Genomic DNA, 17,012 nt, shown 5'->3' with positions numbered 1-17,012 from the left:
AGTTCGAATGCTGAGCTTTCGTACGTGTTAACTCATGGTCTGCTCCCTGTCACGTTCGAATCACGCGCTTGCTTACGCGTTAGCTCGGAGGACTGCCTCTGAAGCGTTCGAATCACACGCTTGCTTACGCGTTAGCTCGGGGGACTGCCTCTGAAGCGTTCGAATCACACGCTTGCTTACGCGTTAGCCCGGGGACCTGCCTCTGACGCGGTCGAATCACACGCTTGCTCACGCGTTAGCTCGGGGACCTGCCTCTGACGCGCTCGAATCACACGCTTGCTCACGCGTTAGCTCGGGGGACTGCCTCTGAAGCGTTCGAATCACACACTTGCTTACGCGTCAGCTCGGGGGACTGCCTCTGACGCGCTCGAATCACACACTTGCTTACGCGTCAGCTCGGGGGACTGCCTCTGAAGCGTTCGAATCACACGCTTGCTTACGCGTTAGCCTAAATAAAACAAAAAAACAGTGAAATCATATAAGACTCCACTGTTTCAAACTATCCTTCTTGCTTTTTCTTTTCTAAATCAATTTTTAAATCATTATGTGTACTTTTCTCCCAAAGTGGAACACCAACATGATAGGCAGCACGCGCCATAATAAAGCCACTAGCTGGAGATGTTAAGAATACAAATCCAATCGTTAACAATACTTTTCCGCTAACAATATCATCCACATATAAGAAAAATAAAAATACACCTATCATAACGCCTATAACACCTAATGTTGCTCCCTTTGTTGCAGCATTTATTCGAGTGAATGTATCTGGGAGGCGATTGATCGCGAACGCACCTAAAAGCATAAAGAAACCACCAAGCAGAATAAATATACTAATTATTATCTCGATCAACGACAATCCCCCTCTCAATGAACTTAGATAAGGCAATCGAACCGATAAATGCGATGATACCTAGTACTAGTAATACATCTACATATACTAACGTATCTTGTATAATCATGATTAGCCCAATGATCCCGATCATATTGATCCCAAGTAAGTCGATAGCGAGGATGCGGTCAGACATTGTCGGTCCCTTTACAACTCGAATAAAGCATAATAGAACTGCTATGGATAACATCACTAATACAATCCACAAGGTTGTCTCAAGCATTAATGAGTCACCTCCATAATCACTTTTTCAAAATTGGTCTTGATCTCATTTATAATCTTGTCTTTATCATCTATGTCTAGTGTATGGATGTAGATTGTCCGTTCATCATCGGAGAAAGCCATCACTAATGTACCAGGCGTTAACGTAATTAAACTAGATAAGAGTGTTACTTCTAATCCTGACTTTAACTCTGTTGGGTAGGCAATCACTCCAGGGTTCATCTTAAGTTTAGGACGCAAAATTAGCATTGCCACTTGTATATTTGATAGGATCATTTCTTTCATAAAAATTAATAATAACTTAATAGCCGCAATGACTCTGGACATATAAAAGTCAAACTGTAAAAACCTTCTAAATATATATAGCAAGATGACACCAACAATGTAACCAATGACAAAGTGGGAAAACGAATAATGATTGGTCAATAGCATCCAGATAATTGCTAAGCCAATATTTAATAGAATCTGCAAAGCCATAGCTACTACTCCTTCTATTTCGAAAAACCTATCTAAACCACAGGTTTTTCTTGTACTTGAAAATTTAATTTCTTACCAAGATACTATTTTCCGCTTAGGACCGCATCAATATAAATCGATGGATCTAATATTTGATCCGCAATAGCTAAGGCATATTGGAAGGCTGGTTCTGAACCTAGACCTAAAACGATCGATAATGCAACTAATGGGATAATCGGTCTAAGCAATCCAATCGATTGTTTATTTGTAATTTTTGGCTCTGTATCATTTTTCTCTCCCCAAAAGGCCTTCATGAATATACGCATCATAGAGAGTAGATTTAACAAGCTAACAAGTAGGACTACTGCAACAAGGATATATGCTAAGGTAGTTCCAACTTCAATACCACCTAAAACTAAACCGAATTTACCGAAGAATCCACTTAGAGGTGGAATTCCCACAAACGACATGGCAGTTATGAAGAATAGCCAACCTAGCCATGGATGTGTTTTTAGTAGACCACTCATCTTTTTCAAGTCGGATGTTCCAGCTACTTTTTCCGTAGCGCCAGCTGTAAAGAAGAGTGCTGCTTTAATAATAATGTCATGCACGATATAGTACACCGATGCAGCTATCGCAAGTGGAGAGTATAATCCAATTCCCAGCGCCATGAATCCTACCTGACTTATAATTTGGAAGTTTAATATCCGGTTTATATTAAACTGAGACAAAGCACCTAACACACCAAAGATCATTGTTAATCCTGCTAAGATAAGAATGATTGTATGTGTGAATTCGCGATCGTGAATAAAAATCAATGTAAATGAACGGAAAATAGAATAAATACCTACTTTTGTAAGTAATGCAGCAAATAGTGCTGTGACAACTGCTGGTGGCCCCGCATAAGCATTAGGCAACCAGAAGTATAACGGAAAGAATGCACCTTTCATCGCAAAAACAATAAGGAAGATAATTGCGATTACGTTAAGCATCCCATCTTGCCCAATTACTCCAACTTTTTCAGCCAAGTCTGCCATATTAAGCGTACCTGTTACTGCATAAATATAGGCAACCCCGACAAGAAAGAAGATGGATGCAACCATATTAATTACCATGTACTTAAACGATTCGCGCAGTTGAAACTTGGTTCCACCATGTACGATTAATACATAGGAAGAAATCAACATTACCTCAAAGAATACGAATAAGTTGAATAGATCTCCTGTTAGAAAAGCTCCATTTACCCCCGTTAACAAGAAGAAAAAGAATGAGTAAAAATAGCTTTTTTCTCGTTCCTCACCGATCGATTGGAACGCAAACAGTAAGCTAAATAAACCGACGATACCCGCTAGCGCAACTAATAGTGTGGCAAGCATGTCACCAACTAACACAATACCAAATGGCGCTTGCCAATTACCTAATTCTAGCGTTAATACTTGGCTATTGCTTTCATATGCTGCAAATGCTAAATAAACAGATGCAATTAGGAGCGCAAGGCTACCAATGACGGAAATTGCTCGTTGAACGCGTATGTTTTTTACAAAAAATATTAATATAACACCAATGAACATTGGGATTACGACAGGTAATAGTAATAAATTATTCATCCGAACTTCCCCTTAATTGATCTAAATCATCTGTTTTGTGCACCTTGTACGTACGATAGGCCATAACAAGTAAAAACGCAGTGACACCAAAACTAATAACAATTGCAGTTAGAATTAATGCTTGTGGCAAGGGATCCGTATAGGTTTCACTAGCACCCAATATGGGTGCATCACCTGTTCCCAATCCACCCATTGTCAAAATCAATGTATGTGCACCGTGAGAGAATAGAACAAGTCCTAAAACAACTCGTAATAGACTTTTTGTTAGTACCAAGTACGTGGCCACTGTGAATATTAAACCGACTAGTAATACCATTAATATTTCCATATTAGTCATCATCCTCCGCAATCGTTAGAATAACAAGTATGGTGACCCCGATGACCACTAAGAAGACGCCAGCGTCAAATAGCAAGGCCGTTGCCAACCCGGCTTTTCCTAACAACGGGAAATGGAAATACTCATAAAACTGCGTTAGGAAAGGATAACCGAATATAACACTAATTACGCCTGTTGCCATTGCGATTAATAATCCTGTTGCTATTAAGTAGGGAAAGTTAATTCGAATGACTTTGTTTATTTTTTTCGTACCGAAACTTAGATATAGCAAGACTAAAGCTGATGCAGCCATTAAGCCACCAATAAAGCCTCCACCAGGATTATTGTGACCTGCAAATAAGAAATACACGGAAAACAGTAAGATAATGAAAACAGCAATTCGCGAAATCGTTTGAAGTGATAAGCTATTTTTCATCATATGCTGTCCCTCCCCTTCACACGGAACTTAATTAGTGAATAGAGACCCAGGGATGCGATGCCTAAAACCAGAATTTCTAAAAATGTATCAAATCCACGGAAGTCTACTAGAATAACGTTCACAACGTTATCCCCGCCAGCTAATTTATAAGAATTTTCCAAGTGATATTCTGAGATAGCTTCAAACGGTCTATGACCCCTGGCTACAAGTGTACTTAGCGCAGTAATGGTCACTGTAGCACCTACACCAATTGCAATGATTAAGTTCGTTAATTTAAATTTCGGTTTACTTCTTTCTTTGCGCAGTTCAGGCAAGTGGTAAAAACATAGTAAGAACAAAGTTGTTGTTACCGTTTCTACTAACAATTGTGTCAAAGCTAAATCTGGTGCTCTAAAGATGACAAAGAACAACGCCACAAGGTAACCGACAATTCCCACAGCAATAATTGCAGCTACTCGATATTGAATAAATGGAACCGTAATAGTCGCTGCAGCAAAGACGAAAGCGATGATCCAGAAGTAGAAAGGAATTCCTTCCATGTTGCCTGTATCAATCGAAAATACGTCGTATCGAATGACACTGTAAAGCACGATCGCAATGACAAAGATGAACATGAACGCAAGATAGTCTCGCAGTAATCCTGTCATTTGCATGCTTGTTACTTTTTTCGCAAATCGAATGACTCCATCTAAGAGATAATCGTAGATGTAATTAATTGGGTCTTTTTTGTGCAAACGTAAGAACTCGTATATTTTTTGCCACTTGGTGAGAGTTAGATACATGATGACACCGAGTGCAATAACACCAATGGTCATCCACAATTCTGGTGCATCCCAACCATGCCAAGGGTATATGTGTATGCCAAAGTGTTCTCCCGCCGCTAATGCCGCTGGGTGAATTGCATGCACCGCAGGATCAATGATTGTATGTTCTAACAGTCCTGGGAAGAAACCAAATACAACTACTAGTGCTGCCAAGATAATTGGTGGAACTAACATGCCAATTGGAGCTTCATGTGGCTTTTTATCCAATTTCTCTGGCTGATATTTTCCAGTAAACGTCTTAAAGACAATAATCATCGAGTAGATAAACGTAAATACACTGGCAATCCACCCAATTACAGGGAAAAGAAAAGCCAACGATTGCATGTTAAATTGCGTAATATCTAAGGAATGTAACAAACCAGTAAAGAACATTTCCTTACTTAGGAAACCGTTAAACGGATAGATCCCCGCCATTGAAAACGCACCGATGATCGATAACGTAAATGTAATTGGCATTAACGTTATTAACCCACCTAATTTGCGGATGTCACGTGTGCCAGTTTCATGGTCAATGATCCCGACGACCATAAATAGGCTTCCTTTAAATGTGGAATGGTTTATCAAATGAAAAATTGCTGCATACGTAGCAATCACATAATAATCTTCGTAACCATAGTAGGCAGATGCAGAGCCTAAACCAAGTAAACTCATAATCATACCAAGCTGACTGATTGTGGAATATGCCAAAATCGATTTAAGATCTGTCTGTCTAACCGCATTAAATGATCCCCATAGTAGGGTGAAGATACCTAAACCAGCAACTAACCAGAACCATTCTGCTGCCCCTGCAAATACTGGGCTCATACGCGCTACAAGATAGATACCTGCTTTAACCATTGTTGCAGAGTGCAAGTAAGCACTAACAGGGGTTGGTGCTTCCATCGCATCTGGTAACCAAATGTGAAACGGAAATTGTGCAGATTTTGTAAATGCACCTAATAAGATTAACAGCATTGCTGGAATAAATAGGCTGCTTGCCGCAACTACATCGGCATTCGCAATGATTTCTTGGATGTTAAATGTTCCTGTAATCACATACAAGAATGAGAAACCGGCGAGCATAGCAAATCCACCCATTACCGTTACCAGCATAGATTTCAATGCACCATCTCTTGACTTTTTACGATGGTACCAATAACCAATTAACAATGCAGAAGCTAAACTTGTTAGTTCCCAGAACACATACAACACCATTAAGTTTCCTGACAGAACGACACCAAGCATCGCTCCCATAAACATCAGTAAATACACATAAAAGTTATGCAGCGCTTCGCCTTTTTTACCTAAATAATAAATAGAATAGAGCACCACGAGTGCACCGATTCCAGTGATCAATAGTGCAAATAATAAGCCTAAGCCATCTATATACACATTAAAATTGATGCCTAAGGATGGCACCCACTCGAATTGTTTCGTTATCACTTCACCTTTTGAAATGGTAGGTAACATCCGGATTAGGTAGATAAACAGTAAGGTAGGCAGAACCAACACGAACCAACCTGTATGAATTCGCGGTAAATATTTATAGAACAAGGGAATAAAGATAGCAAAAATAAATGGGGCTAGAATAGCGATATGTAATATAGACAACAGCCCATACCTCCTTATCAATATAAAACATCAGTTTCTTTATACTTTTACAAGCATGCCAAGATTATACTTGCTTAACACTTCCACACATTATGTAGTTTGTTACTTTTTTAACAATTTGAATTATACATGATTTTTTTATTATTCGCACCTAATCAAACCCTATACGATTAGCGATTCGACTGGTTATATTAAATAAGAAGAAATTCAGTAAAAACCCCTTAAAAAATTTTTTCGTTTACTACTTTTATATAGTAAACACTTACTACCGCTAGCTCATGATGGGTAATGATTGCTATTAATTTTATATTCCCCAAATTTAGTGTAACTACTCCAACTACTTGGACTTAAATCCCATCTAAATGACTAATATCAACGCTCTTCATTGACTTACACCTTTAAATGGCTTAAGCTAAGCTTTGATTACGTTTTTTTGGAGGAATAAAACCTATGTTACAAGCTACGAATGTAAGTTTACGCTATGGTGATAAAAAGTTGTTTGAAGACGTCAATATAAAGTTTACTCCCGGGAATTGTTACGGATTAATTGGTGCAAACGGAGCGGGAAAGTCTACCTTCTTAAAGATCTTGTCTGGTGAAGTAGAAGCTCAATCTGGTAACGTTTCACTTGGAAAAGATGAGCGTTTAGCTGTTCTAAAGCAGGACCACTATGAGTACGAAGAATATGAAGTGCTTAAAACAGTGATTATGGGACATGAACGCCTTTATGAAATCATGCAAGAAAAAGATGCCATCTACATGAAAGGCGACTTTTCTGAAGAAGATGGCATGCGTGCTGCTGAACTTGAAGGTGAATTCGCAGAACTTAATGGTTGGGAAGCAGAATCTGACGCAGCTGTTTTATTAAAAGGTCTAGGGATCGGTGAAGATCTTCATGAGAAGAAAATGGCTGATTTAACTGGTGGCGAAAAAGTAAAAGTGCTTTTAGCTCAAGCATTATTCGGTAACCCAGATATCTTATTACTGGATGAGCCGACAAACCACCTTGATATTCAAGCTATTCAGTGGTTAGAAGAGTTCTTAATTAATTTTGATAATACAGTAATTGTCGTTTCCCACGACAGACACTTCCTAAACAAAGTTTGTACGCATATCGCTGACGTAGACTTTGGTAAGATTGAGCTATATGTTGGTAACTACGATTTCTGGTATGAATCAAGTCAATTAGCTTTAAGAATGGCACAAGAGCAAAACAAGAAAAAAGAAGAGAAAATTAAAGAACTACAGAATTTCGTTGCGCGTTTTAGCGCGAATGCATCGAAATCAAAACAAGCAACTTCTCGTAAAAAGATGCTTGATAATATCACACTGGATGATATTAAACCGTCATCGCGTAAATATCCATATGTAGCTTTTACTCCTGGTCGTGAAATTGGAAATGACTTGTTACGTGTCGATGGTATTTCAAAAACAATTGATGGCGAAAAAGTTTTGGACAACGTAAGTTTCACTCTAAATAAAGATGATAAAGTTGCATTTGTCGGAAGAGATGAGATTGCAAAAACAACTTTATTCCGTATCTTAATGGGTGAAATCGAAGCGGATGAAGGTACGTTCTCTTGGGGTGTAACGACATCACAGTCTTATTTCCCTAAAGAAAACTCAAAGTACTTTGAGAATGGTGAACTGACACTAGTGGACTGGTTACGTCAATATTCACCTGAAGACCAAACAGAAACATTCCTTCGTGGCTTCTTGGGTAGAATGCTATTCTCTGGAGAGCAAGCGTTGAAAAAAGCGAACGTTTTATCTGGTGGAGAAAAAGTCCGTTGTATGCTATCTAAAATGATGCTAAGCAACTCGAACGTATTATTGTTAGATGAACCAACGAACCACTTAGATCTAGAATCAATCACTTCTTTAAACAACGGTTTAATTAAGTTTAAAGGTTCAATCTTGTTCACATCACATGACCAACAGTTTGTTAACAGTATTGCAAACCGTTTAATTGAGATGACACCACAAGGTATCGTTGATAAAGAAATGAGTTACGACGAATACGTAGCTGATAAAAAGCTCCAAAAAGAAATTGCAGCTATGTATGCTTAATATGAAATGTCTCGCTTCAATAGCGAGGCATTTTTTGTTTGGCGTCCTAAATTTTGACGTGTACAGCATTGATAATCGAGAAGCTAAGTCTATGAAAGTAGTGATGTTGATGAAGCGTATCAACGAATTGGGGTTTTTTACAGATTTCTACTCTGTCAGATACCCATACGTTTCATTTTGGTGTAGAAGATGATGGCACGCTAAAGGTGGTTACCCAAACTGAACTGGAGATTAGTAGGTATTAATTGAGAGATGAGCGTGCGTTTACGCTTGTCACACTATCGCAAACAGCCTTATTCATCCCCATCTCCTATGATGTTGTCACCAGGACCATCGATCACATCATCATGTGCTTTCACACTACCTTTTGGATCAACATTCCCTTGCATAAAACCCTTTAGTGATATGACTTGTAATGCTTGGACTCTATTAATCTTTAATAAAATGGCAAGAACGACCAAAAACAAGAAAATAATAATTCCCAACATGTCCTACACCTCCTTTGTTATAGATTATGCGCATGGGTTTTATATATAACCAGATGTTTGGATAAGCATGATTGCTTTTCGCAATTGTATGACGAGAGGACCTTAACTATAGTAACCGCGTATAGTTCATTTGAATAAGGCGGGTAGAAGGTTGTTATTATAGCGTTGAAGAGAATGAACATTTTATAAGAAATTAGAAAGACCGTTCAGAACTTAAAGCTTCTGAACGGTCTTTACTAGATTATGTTTGCGAAGTTATTTGTTGTTTCGAGCGAGATGTATAGAGTCTATAAAGAACCAATGCCAATAAGGATAGTATAATGCCTGATAGATATGGTAGAACGATCGCAACCGAGTACAACAACCCTCCAAGTACTGGACCAATTATTCTCCCTAGTGAATCAAATGAAGATAAGTACCCTGTCGTCGTGCCGTATCCTGCTTTTGATTTTTTTGTTAACAAAGAAGATACACTTGGTCGAATAACACCATTTCCGACTCCGAATATTGCGAGGAAAATAGCTGCCATTGTAAAGTTTTCAATAAAGAGAATCAATCCAAATCCAAGCGCTGAAATGAGAATGCCTGCTTGAATAATCGTTGTTTCTCCATACTTCTTTGTCAATCTCCCCATGGAGCCCTGCACAGCTGCACTAGCTAGTCCCATAATCATAAATATGTAGCCTAATGTCACGGAGTCTATGCCTGCTCTTTTTGCTGCAAAATAAGCAAAAGTCGCTTCTAGTCCAGACAATGATAAAGAAATAAATAATTGCAAAAAATAGAGTGTTGCTAATGGATCACGAACAATTCTTTCCCATGAAAGTTTCTCTCTCACAACCGCTTTTCGATCCGAATGATGTAACGATTCTTTCAGAACAAGGAACACAAGAATTAATGTGAGTAGCGATACGAAACCTGCGATATAAAAAGGGGTATGTAGATTAATGTTTGTAAAAACTCCCCCAATTGCCGGTCCAAAAATGAAACCTAGTCCCGTAGCCGCTCCTATAATCCCCATACCCTTTGCACGATCTTCTTCTGATGTTATATCTGCAACGTAGGCCATTACTGTTGGCATGTTCGCGGCTGATAATATGCCACCAATGATTCTAGCAACAAACAACATCCATAAATGTGTGGACAGCGCTAAGATAAAGAATGATAGAGAGAGTCCAAAAATACCAATCATGATCACTGGTTTACGACCAATTCGATCCGACAGGCGCCCCCACATAGGAGCAAAAATAAACTGCATTAACGAATAGATAGCCATTAGTATTCCTAATTCCGTAGGGGAAGCCCCTAATTCCTCTGCATAGAATGGCATGACCGGAATAATGATGCCAAAGCCAACCATGACTAGGAACATAATTAAAAATAATATAGGTAGTACTTTATTTAATTTCAAGCTGTTCACCCTTTGTATGTACAATTGGAACAAGTATTGTAACGATTAATGATATCACGTCAAGGCTTAGTTGAACAAGCAGAGCTCCCTAATCCAATTATCGATGAGTGTTGCGGGCATTTTGACAGTTCATTCTTGAATTTTATATCCTACCTGTCAAATACCTAATTCTTTTAACAACTAAGTACACTTTCAGATTTTGATACACCAACCTTGAAATGCACAATCCCTAAGCCACCATTTTGAAAAGATCAGAAAAGAGAGACACGAATCCCATCGAATTCGCACCTCTCCTTTTACAACCTTTATAAACTTGCTTTTTCAGATAGTTTTGCAGACTGGATCAATTCACGAAGCGTATCCTTTTCCCCTTTATGAAGTAAGTCAACAATACGACTACCTACAACTACACCATCACAGCTCTTTGTTAACTCTTCCACATGTTCCGCTGTTGATACTCCAAACCCAGCCAACACCGGCACACTCGCTAATTCTTTTAAATCTTGTAAATGCCCCGCAAGGTTTTCCTTAAAAGAAGTTCTTGCACCAGTTGTACCTGTAACGGTTACCGCATATAAAAATCCTTCTGTTCGTTTTGCAATTTCTACTAAACGTTCTTTTGGACTTGTTAGAGCAGCCAATCGAATTAACGCAATGTTAAACGCTGTTAGTTCATTTGCGATAATAGGCTCCTCTTCCATTGGCATGTCAGGAATAATCAATCCATCCACGCCCGCTTCATCACAAGCTTTTGCAAATTCCTTTACACCGAAAGCATAAATTGGATTAATGTATGTCATTAGTACAATTGGAATGGTACGAGTCTGACTAGATTCTTTTAATTTTTCCAAAACAGACCGTAAGCTCACACCTTCAGCAAGCGCGCGTAATCCTGCTTCTTGAATCGTTGGTCCATCCGCTACCGGGTCAGAAAATGGAATCCCAAGTTCTACTACCGTTGCTCCACTTTCCTCCAAAAAGGCTAAGTCCTCATCTAAGCGATCCAAGCCACCGTCTCCAGCCATGATATAAGGAACAAACGCCTTATCTCCTCTTGCTAGCACAGTTTCAAATGCTTGATCCATCTTTTGTTTACCCATTTACTTCACCTCCAAGCGCATCTCTTACAGTTTCCACGTCTTTGTCTCCACGCCCAGATAAACAAATGACCATAATTTCATCTTCCTTCATTTGTTTAGCTAGCTTCGTCGCATAAGCAATCGCATGTGCACTCTCCAACGCGGGAATAATACCTTCCGTCTTCGATAGCGCTTGCAGCCCTTCTAATGCCTCTTCATCCGTAATAGAATCATAAATCACCCGATCGATTTCTTTAAAGTGACTATGCTCTGGTCCAACACCTGGGTAATCTAAGCCCGCAGAAATAGAGTGCGCCTCTTGAATTTGTCCGTTTTCATCCTGCAGGAGATACGTCATCGTACCGTGCAAAATTCCTTTTGTACCATGGTTCAACGTTACCGCATGTTTCCCTGTTTCAACACCTGCACCACCAGCTTCGACGCCATAGAGTTTTACCTCTTTATCGTCCACAAACGGATAGAACATTCCCATCGAGTTACTTCCACCACCGATACAAGCAACAACCGCTTCCGGCAACTTACCCTCTTGCTCTAGGATCTGTTTTTTTGTTTCTGAACCGATACACGCTTGGAAATCCCGAACAATCTGTGGAAATGGATGTGGCCCTACAACAGAACCGATTATATAATGCGTATCTTCTACATTGCTTACCCAGTAGCGTAATGCTTCGTTTACCGCATCCTTTAACGTTCCACTACCTTGGTCTACACTCTCCACACGAGCACCTAAGAGCTCCATACGGAACACATTCAATTTTTGTCTACGAATGTCTTCTTTCCCCATGAAAATCACACACTCTAAGCCCAGAAGTGCACAAACTGTTGCTGTTGCAACTCCGTGTTGTCCTGCACCAGTTTCCGCCACTACTTTTTTCTTGCCCATCCTTAGCGTCAGAAGTGCTTGCCCAATGGCATTATTAATTTTGTGTGCACCAGTATGGTTTAAATCTTCTCTTTTTAAATAGATTTTAGGACCACCTAGTTTTTTCGAGAAACGCTCTGCATAATATAGTGGTGTTTCTCTTCCAACGTATTGCTTTAAATAGTAATCTAACTCTTCGTTAAATGCTGGGTCTTCGATTGCTTCTTTATATGCTTGTTCCAATTCTAAAACAGCTGGCATTAACGTTTCCGGTACGAACCTTCCACCAAAGGAACCGAAATGCCCCTGTTTATTCGGTTGCTGATAAGTTTCCATCTGTATCACCTTTCTTTGCCTCTTTGATAAAGGCGTCGATTTTATTGAGATCTTTTGCTCCATCTGTTTCTACACCGCTAGATACATCAATACCTTCTGGTTGTACTTCTTTTATTGCATCCTGTACATTTTCTGCGTGCAAACCACCCGCTAGGATTACTTTCCCATCAAGGTTTAAGTCTTTTGTTAGTTTCCAATCAAATGTTTCTCCATTGCCTCCTCGGTATTTACCTGCAGGACTATCTAATAAATAATAATTACAATTATAATTGGAAATTTCCTCTAAATCAGATTTAGACCGCACCTGAAATGCCTTTATAATTGGAAAACCAACTCGATCACAGAATTCTGGTGATTCGTCCCCGTGTAACTGTACATAGTCTAGACCAACCGTTTCCGCAATATCCTTGATGACTTCTACGTCTTCGTTCACAAAGACGCCAACCTTTTTAACGTTACTAGGGATACTTTCGGCAATTGCTTTCGCACGATCCTTATCTATTCTTCGTTTACTTTTCGCAAAAACAAATCCAATAAAGTCGGCGCCTGATTCTATCGCTTGGTCTGCTGCTTGTTGTGTCGTAATACCACATATTTTCACTTTCATGCTTACCGCTCCTCTATAACGATACCCTTAACTCTCCAAAGGTTTGCTCAAGATTCTTAGATCGCATCATCGTCTCCCCAACTAAAATCCCTCGAATACCAGACTTCTTGATTCGTTCGACATCATCCGTTGTTTGGAATCCACTTTCACTGATTACTAGTGTTTTATCCGTATCAACCAGCTTAGCTAGTCGTTCCGTGATAGCTAAATCTACTTCAAATGTTTTTAAGTTACGGTTGTTAATCCCAATGATATTTGCCCCAATATCCTTTGCAACCTGCATTTCTTCTTCATCATGGACTTCAAATAAAACATCAAGACCACGCTCTGTCGCATACGTATATAATGCTTGGAGTCTTTCTTTTGGCAAGGCCGCTGCGATAAGAAGAATTACACTTGCTCCATAGTCTTTTGCACGATCGATTTGAATCTCATCAATGATGAAGTCTTTATTTAATAACGGGACTTGGACTGCCGCGTGTACCGCTTGTAAGTCTGCCATTGTTCCTTTAAAAAATGGCTCATCTGTTAGTACGGAGATTAGTCCGGCACCATAGCTCTCATATTGCTTTGCTTGCTCTGGAGGATTTACATCCGCATTAATGATCCCCTTGGAAGGTGAAGCGCGTTTTATTTCGGCAATGATGTTCATACGATCCGATTGCATGAACACATCATATAGTGATGGCCGTTTCACCTGTTCCCCATCTCTACTCGGCTGGTAGCTTTCTTTTAAGACTGCTACTTCTTTCTCTTTTTCTATTAAAATTTTATCTAGTATTGTTGTCATCCTTACACCTCTTGTTTCGTTCGGCTACTAAAGTCAATTAAATATTCAAGCTTCGATAATGCCGCTCCAGAATCGATACTCTCTTTTGCCAATTTCACACCATCTTGGACTGTTTCTGCTTTTCCGTTTGCAAAAATCCCAAGACCAGCATTCATGAGCACGGTATCACGATAAGCTCCTTTTTCACCGTTTAATACACCATATAATATCTCTGCATTTTGTTTCGAATCGCCACCGATGATCGCTTCATTACTATAGACTGGCAAACCAACTTCCTCAGGACTTAAGGTGAACTGCATGATCTCGCCTCGCTCTAATAATACGAGGTGATTTTCTCCTGCAAGTGATGCCTCATCCATGTGACCTGCACCATTTAAAATTAACGCACGCTTTCGACCTAAACGATGTAACACGTTCGCCATGCGCTCTAACATGTCACGGCGATAGATGCCTAGTAGTTGTGTTGTTAATTCAACTGGATTGGTTAATGGACCAATTAAATTAAAGATTGTTGGAATACGTAAATCTTTTCTCACTTTCATCATCCGTTTTAACGCTGGGTGAACATGTGGAGCAAACAAGAATGCAATGCCATTTTCTTTTAATGCTTCGTGGGTTTGTTCAGGCGTTAATGCTAATGATACACCTAAATGCTCCAGCACGTCTGCACTTCCTGTTTTACTTGAGATACTTCTGTTCCCGTGTTTAGCGACGGTAACACCTGCTCCAGCAATAACAAATGCAGATGTTGTACTAACGTTAAAGCTTTGCGATCCGTCTCCTCCAGTTCCACAATTGTCCATCACCCCAGGGATTGAACTTGGCAATGTCATTGATTTTTCTCGAATGACGTTTACTAAACCTGCAATCTCATCAGCCGTTTCTCCCTTTACCTTCAACCCAGTTAAGAATGCACCAATTTCTGTATCCGATGTGCCTTCCTCAAACATTTGACGAGCTGCAACTTCCATCTCTTCCATTCCCAATGACTCATTATTGGTAATCTTATCAAGAAATTGTTTCATGTGCCTTCTCCTTTCTAATCGCTGTAAAGAAATTTTTTAAAATTTTCTTTCCTTCTTTCGTACCGATCGATTCTGGGTGGAACTGCAAGCCGTACACTGGTAAATAGGTATGTTTAACTGCCATGATTTCTCTATCATCCATCGTTGTAGCAGTTACGACTAAATCAGATGGGACTTGTTCCTTTTCTATAACTAGGGAGTGATATCGCATGACTTCTAATGGTTGCTGTAAATAATTAAATATTTCATCGTTTTGATGACTTACCATCGACGTCTTTCCATGCTTGATTTGTTTTGCGTGAATAATATTTCCACCATACGCCGCTCCTATTGCTTGATGTCCTAAACAAATTCCCAAAATCGGAAATTCCGTTGATAATTGTTTTACTACTTCGATACAGATCCCTGCATCTTGTGGCGTTCCTGGCCCAGGCGAAAGAATAATTGCCTCTGGTTTCCATTCTCTAATATCATCAATCGTAAGCTTATCGTTACGAATTACCTTCACTTCTTTTCCTAGTTCTGAAATATATTGGTATAAGTTATACGTAAATGAATCATAATTATCGATTAACAAGATCATGTTTATTTACCTCCAATAATGATTTTGCTTTATTTAACGTTTCTTGATACTCAGCTTCTGGATCGGAGTCATATACGACACCAGCGCCCGCTTGCACATACGCTTGATTTCCTTTGATGACCATCGTCCGAATGGCTAGAGCTAAATCTAAGTCCCCATTCATATTGATATAACCAACCGCACCTGCGTACACCCCACGTTTTTTTGTTTCCAAATTATTAATGATTTGCATTGCTCTTATCTTCGGCGCACCTGATACCGTGCCTGCTGGCAAAGTTGAAATCAGTGCATCTAATCCGCTATAATCTTTCGTCAATGTTCCTTGTACTTCCGATACAATGTGCATCACGTGTTGATAACGTTCAATCGTCATATATTTTGGAATAGAAATACTACCTATTTCGCAAACACGACCGAGATCATTACGACTAAGGTCAACAAGCATCTTATGTTCTGCTAACTCTTTTTCATCTGACAGTAACTCTGCCGCTAGTGCTTGGTCTTCTTCGGTCGTTTTTCCTCTTGGTCGCGTTCCAGCAATTGGATTCGTTACGACCTTTGATCCATCAATCTTAATTAAGCTCTCAGGAGAAGCACCTAACACGATATAATCATCAAAATCGATGAAAAACATATATGGCGATGGATTGGCGATTCTAAGTCTACGATAAAAAGTAAATGGATCGGCATCAAAGCTCGCTTTCATTCTTTGTGAAAGTACGACTTGAAAGATGTCTCCATCTGTTATATGTTGTTTTGCTTTGTTTACCATTTCTACAAAAGTTTCTTTCTGAATCGAGGCTTCGAAACTCACATCAAATGCTTGGCTTGGTGATTCTGCTTCCTGCTTTCCAATTTCTTTTTCTAACTGGTGTAAATTGTCTTCTAAATCTTGATCGGACCGAGATCCGTCAAGGTTAACAGTAATGACAGTGACTGTTTGACTTTTATGATCAAATACGACTACATCTTGATACATCATGACGTGCACATCTGGCATATCAATTTCATCTTCTAACGCTTCACCGATATATTCATATTGACGAATCGCATCGTAGCCAATATAACCAATTGCCCCTCCGTAAAATGCAAATGGTAAATCTAACGCCTCGTTTGGAATATGTTCTTTGACTACTTCTAATGGCTTTCTAGCTTCTACTTTCTTTTCACCATTTTTGAGGTTGTGTACGGTTGTTTGCACAGCATCCCCAACGATTTCCTTAAAAGGATTTAGTCCTATGAATGAGTACCGCCCTTTTTCACCATGATTAGCTGAGCTTTCGAGCATGAACTTTCTCTTTCCGTTCAATCGATTGAATACAGAAATTGGGGTCAACATGTCACCATTTAATTGAATGCTTTTATAGTTGAGATTGGATGTTGTCATTTTTCATTTC

17 protein-coding genes are annotated in these 17,012 nt (G+C 39.4%); 1 reads left to right on the top strand and 16 read right to left on the bottom strand.

The genetic code is table 11. The features are described from left to right. Nucleotides 1–499 precede the first annotated feature (499 nt). The 7 genes from mnhG to NYQ66_RS20850 all read right to left on the bottom strand — a co-directional run bounded on the left by mnhG (nucleotide 500) and on the right by NYQ66_RS20850 (nucleotide 6,343). On the bottom strand, nucleotides 500–850 hold the full coding sequence (gene mnhG, locus NYQ66_RS20880) for a monovalent cation/H(+) antiporter subunit G (RefSeq protein WP_311202044.1): 351 nt from the start codon (nucleotides 848–850) through the stop codon (nucleotides 500–502). After that, nucleotides 831–1,112, bottom strand: a complete 282-nt coding sequence (locus NYQ66_RS20875) for a Na(+)/H(+) antiporter subunit F1 (RefSeq protein ID WP_259872331.1) — start codon at nucleotides 1,110–1,112, stop codon at nucleotides 831–833. Before NYQ66_RS20875 ends, mnhG begins: the two co-directional genes overlap by 20 nt. Then, nucleotides 1,112–1,588, bottom strand: a complete 477-nt coding sequence (locus NYQ66_RS20870; protein WP_259872329.1) for a Na+/H+ antiporter subunit E — start codon at nucleotides 1,586–1,588, stop codon at nucleotides 1,112–1,114. The genes NYQ66_RS20875 and NYQ66_RS20870 overlap by 1 nt, the downstream gene beginning before the upstream one ends. 83 nt (nucleotides 1,589–1,671) lie before the next feature. Then, nucleotides 1,672–3,174, bottom strand: a complete 1,503-nt coding sequence (locus NYQ66_RS20865; RefSeq protein ID WP_259872327.1) for a Na+/H+ antiporter subunit D — start codon at nucleotides 3,172–3,174, stop codon at nucleotides 1,672–1,674. Then, on the bottom strand, nucleotides 3,167–3,502 hold the full coding sequence (locus NYQ66_RS20860; RefSeq protein WP_259872326.1) for a Na(+)/H(+) antiporter subunit C: 336 nt from the start codon (nucleotides 3,500–3,502) through the stop codon (nucleotides 3,167–3,169). Before NYQ66_RS20860 ends, NYQ66_RS20865 begins: the two co-directional genes overlap by 8 nt. A gap of 1 nt (nucleotide 3,503) precedes the next feature. Continuing rightward, nucleotides 3,504–3,929, bottom strand: coding sequence for a Na(+)/H(+) antiporter subunit B (locus NYQ66_RS20855; RefSeq protein WP_259872324.1), 426 nt, complete (start codon nucleotides 3,927–3,929; stop codon nucleotides 3,504–3,506). Beyond that, nucleotides 3,926–6,343 (bottom strand): Na+/H+ antiporter subunit A, encoded by a 2,418-nt coding sequence (locus tag NYQ66_RS20850; protein WP_259872322.1) that lies wholly within the window; start codon nucleotides 6,341–6,343, stop codon nucleotides 3,926–3,928. The genes NYQ66_RS20855 and NYQ66_RS20850 overlap by 4 nt, the downstream gene beginning before the upstream one ends. Nucleotides 6,344–6,793: 450 nt before the next feature. Between NYQ66_RS20850 and NYQ66_RS20845 the strand changes: the two genes are divergently transcribed. Further along, the gene (locus NYQ66_RS20845; protein WP_259872321.1) at nucleotides 6,794–8,413 is read left to right on the top strand and encodes an ABC-F family ATP-binding cassette domain-containing protein; all 1,620 of its coding nucleotides are present in this window, start codon (nucleotides 6,794–6,796) and stop codon (nucleotides 8,411–8,413) included. Nucleotides 8,414–8,706: 293 nt separating this feature from the next. Here the strand turns inward: NYQ66_RS20845 and NYQ66_RS20840 are convergent, their stop codons facing one another. The 9 genes from NYQ66_RS20840 to trpE all read right to left on the bottom strand — a co-directional run bounded on the left by NYQ66_RS20840 (nucleotide 8,707) and on the right by trpE (nucleotide 17,002). Next, entirely contained in the window at nucleotides 8,707–8,901 is a 195-nt protein-coding gene (locus NYQ66_RS20840) for a hypothetical protein (protein WP_259872320.1), read from the bottom strand. A 241-nt stretch (nucleotides 8,902–9,142) separates the two neighbouring features. Next, a complete protein-coding gene (locus NYQ66_RS20835; RefSeq protein ID WP_334313811.1) occupies nucleotides 9,143–10,312 on the bottom strand; it encodes an MFS transporter in 1,170 nt (389 codons plus the stop codon). Between the two features lie 305 nt (nucleotides 10,313–10,617). Continuing rightward, nucleotides 10,618–11,412, bottom strand: coding sequence for a tryptophan synthase subunit alpha (gene trpA / locus NYQ66_RS20830; protein ID WP_259872319.1), 795 nt, complete (start codon nucleotides 11,410–11,412; stop codon nucleotides 10,618–10,620). Beyond that, entirely contained in the window at nucleotides 11,405–12,610 is a 1,206-nt protein-coding gene (gene trpB, locus NYQ66_RS20825) for a tryptophan synthase subunit beta (RefSeq protein WP_259872318.1), read from the bottom strand. The genes trpA and trpB overlap by 8 nt, the downstream gene beginning before the upstream one ends. Further along, entirely contained in the window at nucleotides 12,585–13,217 is a 633-nt protein-coding gene (locus NYQ66_RS20820; RefSeq protein WP_259872316.1) for a phosphoribosylanthranilate isomerase, read from the bottom strand. Before NYQ66_RS20820 ends, trpB begins: the two co-directional genes overlap by 26 nt. A 13-nt stretch (nucleotides 13,218–13,230) precedes the next feature. Beyond that, nucleotides 13,231–14,007: an indole-3-glycerol phosphate synthase TrpC gene (gene trpC, locus NYQ66_RS20815; RefSeq protein ID WP_259872315.1), complete on the bottom strand. Its 777-nt coding sequence runs from the start codon at nucleotides 14,005–14,007 to the stop codon at nucleotides 13,231–13,233. A 2-nt stretch (nucleotides 14,008–14,009) separates the two neighbouring features. After that, nucleotides 14,010–15,032 carry an anthranilate phosphoribosyltransferase gene (trpD, locus tag NYQ66_RS20810; RefSeq protein WP_259872314.1) on the bottom strand — a complete coding sequence of 341 codons (1,023 nt, stop codon included), beginning with the start codon at nucleotides 15,030–15,032 and terminating at the stop codon, nucleotides 14,010–14,012. Continuing rightward, nucleotides 15,016–15,615 (bottom strand): anthranilate synthase component II, encoded by a 600-nt coding sequence (locus NYQ66_RS20805; protein WP_259872313.1) that lies wholly within the window; start codon nucleotides 15,613–15,615, stop codon nucleotides 15,016–15,018. The genes trpD and NYQ66_RS20805 overlap by 17 nt, the downstream gene beginning before the upstream one ends. Further along, nucleotides 15,596–17,002 carry an anthranilate synthase component I gene (gene trpE / locus NYQ66_RS20800; RefSeq protein ID WP_259872312.1) on the bottom strand — a complete coding sequence of 469 codons (1,407 nt, stop codon included), beginning with the start codon at nucleotides 17,000–17,002 and terminating at the stop codon, nucleotides 15,596–15,598. Before trpE ends, NYQ66_RS20805 begins: the two co-directional genes overlap by 20 nt. Between the last annotated feature and the right edge of the window lie 10 nt (nucleotides 17,003–17,012).

Origin of the sequence: Aquibacillus koreensis (assembly GCF_025154055.1) — a bacterium.
GTDB classification, from domain to species: Bacteria; Bacillota; Bacilli; order Bacillales; family Amphibacillaceae; genus Aquibacillus_C; species Aquibacillus_C koreensis.
The sequence above is the reverse complement of the archived record's forward strand: the minus strand, read 5'-3'. Positions and strand labels throughout refer to the sequence as shown.

Excerpts from the sequence above, each read along its gene's own strand:
- NYQ66_RS20875 (WP_259872331.1), bottom strand. The coding sequence starts at position 1,112 with ATGCTTGAGACAACCTTGTGGATTGTATTAGTGATGTTATCCATAGCA.
- trpD (WP_259872314.1), bottom strand. The coding sequence starts at position 15,032 with ATGAAACAATTTCTTGATAAGATTACCAATAATGAGTCATTGGGAATG.
- NYQ66_RS20865 (WP_259872327.1), bottom strand. The coding sequence starts at position 3,174 with ATGAATAATTTATTACTATTACCTGTCGTAATCCCAATGTTCATTGGT.
- NYQ66_RS20840 (WP_259872320.1), bottom strand. The coding sequence starts at position 8,901 with ATGTTGGGAATTATTATTTTCTTGTTTTTGGTCGTTCTTGCCATTTTA.
- trpE (WP_259872312.1), bottom strand. The coding sequence starts at position 17,002 with ATGACAACATCCAATCTCAACTATAAAAGCATTCAATTAAATGGTGAC.
- trpA (WP_259872319.1), bottom strand. The coding sequence starts at position 11,412 with ATGGGTAAACAAAAGATGGATCAAGCATTTGAAACTGTGCTAGCAAGA.
- NYQ66_RS20845 (WP_259872321.1), top strand. The coding sequence starts at position 6,794 with ATGTTACAAGCTACGAATGTAAGTTTACGCTATGGTGATAAAAAGTTG.
- NYQ66_RS20855 (WP_259872324.1), bottom strand. The coding sequence starts at position 3,929 with ATGATGAAAAATAGCTTATCACTTCAAACGATTTCGCGAATTGCTGTT.
- NYQ66_RS20870 (WP_259872329.1), bottom strand. The coding sequence starts at position 1,588 with ATGGCTTTGCAGATTCTATTAAATATTGGCTTAGCAATTATCTGGATG.
- NYQ66_RS20860 (WP_259872326.1), bottom strand. The coding sequence starts at position 3,502 with ATGGAAATATTAATGGTATTACTAGTCGGTTTAATATTCACAGTGGCC.
- trpB (WP_259872318.1), bottom strand. The coding sequence starts at position 12,610 with ATGGAAACTTATCAGCAACCGAATAAACAGGGGCATTTCGGTTCCTTT.
- NYQ66_RS20820 (WP_259872316.1), bottom strand. The coding sequence starts at position 13,217 with ATGAAAGTGAAAATATGTGGTATTACGACACAACAAGCAGCAGACCAA.
- NYQ66_RS20805 (WP_259872313.1), bottom strand. The coding sequence starts at position 15,615 with ATGATCTTGTTAATCGATAATTATGATTCATTTACGTATAACTTATAC.
- trpC (WP_259872315.1), bottom strand. The coding sequence starts at position 14,007 with ATGACAACAATACTAGATAAAATTTTAATAGAAAAAGAGAAAGAAGTA.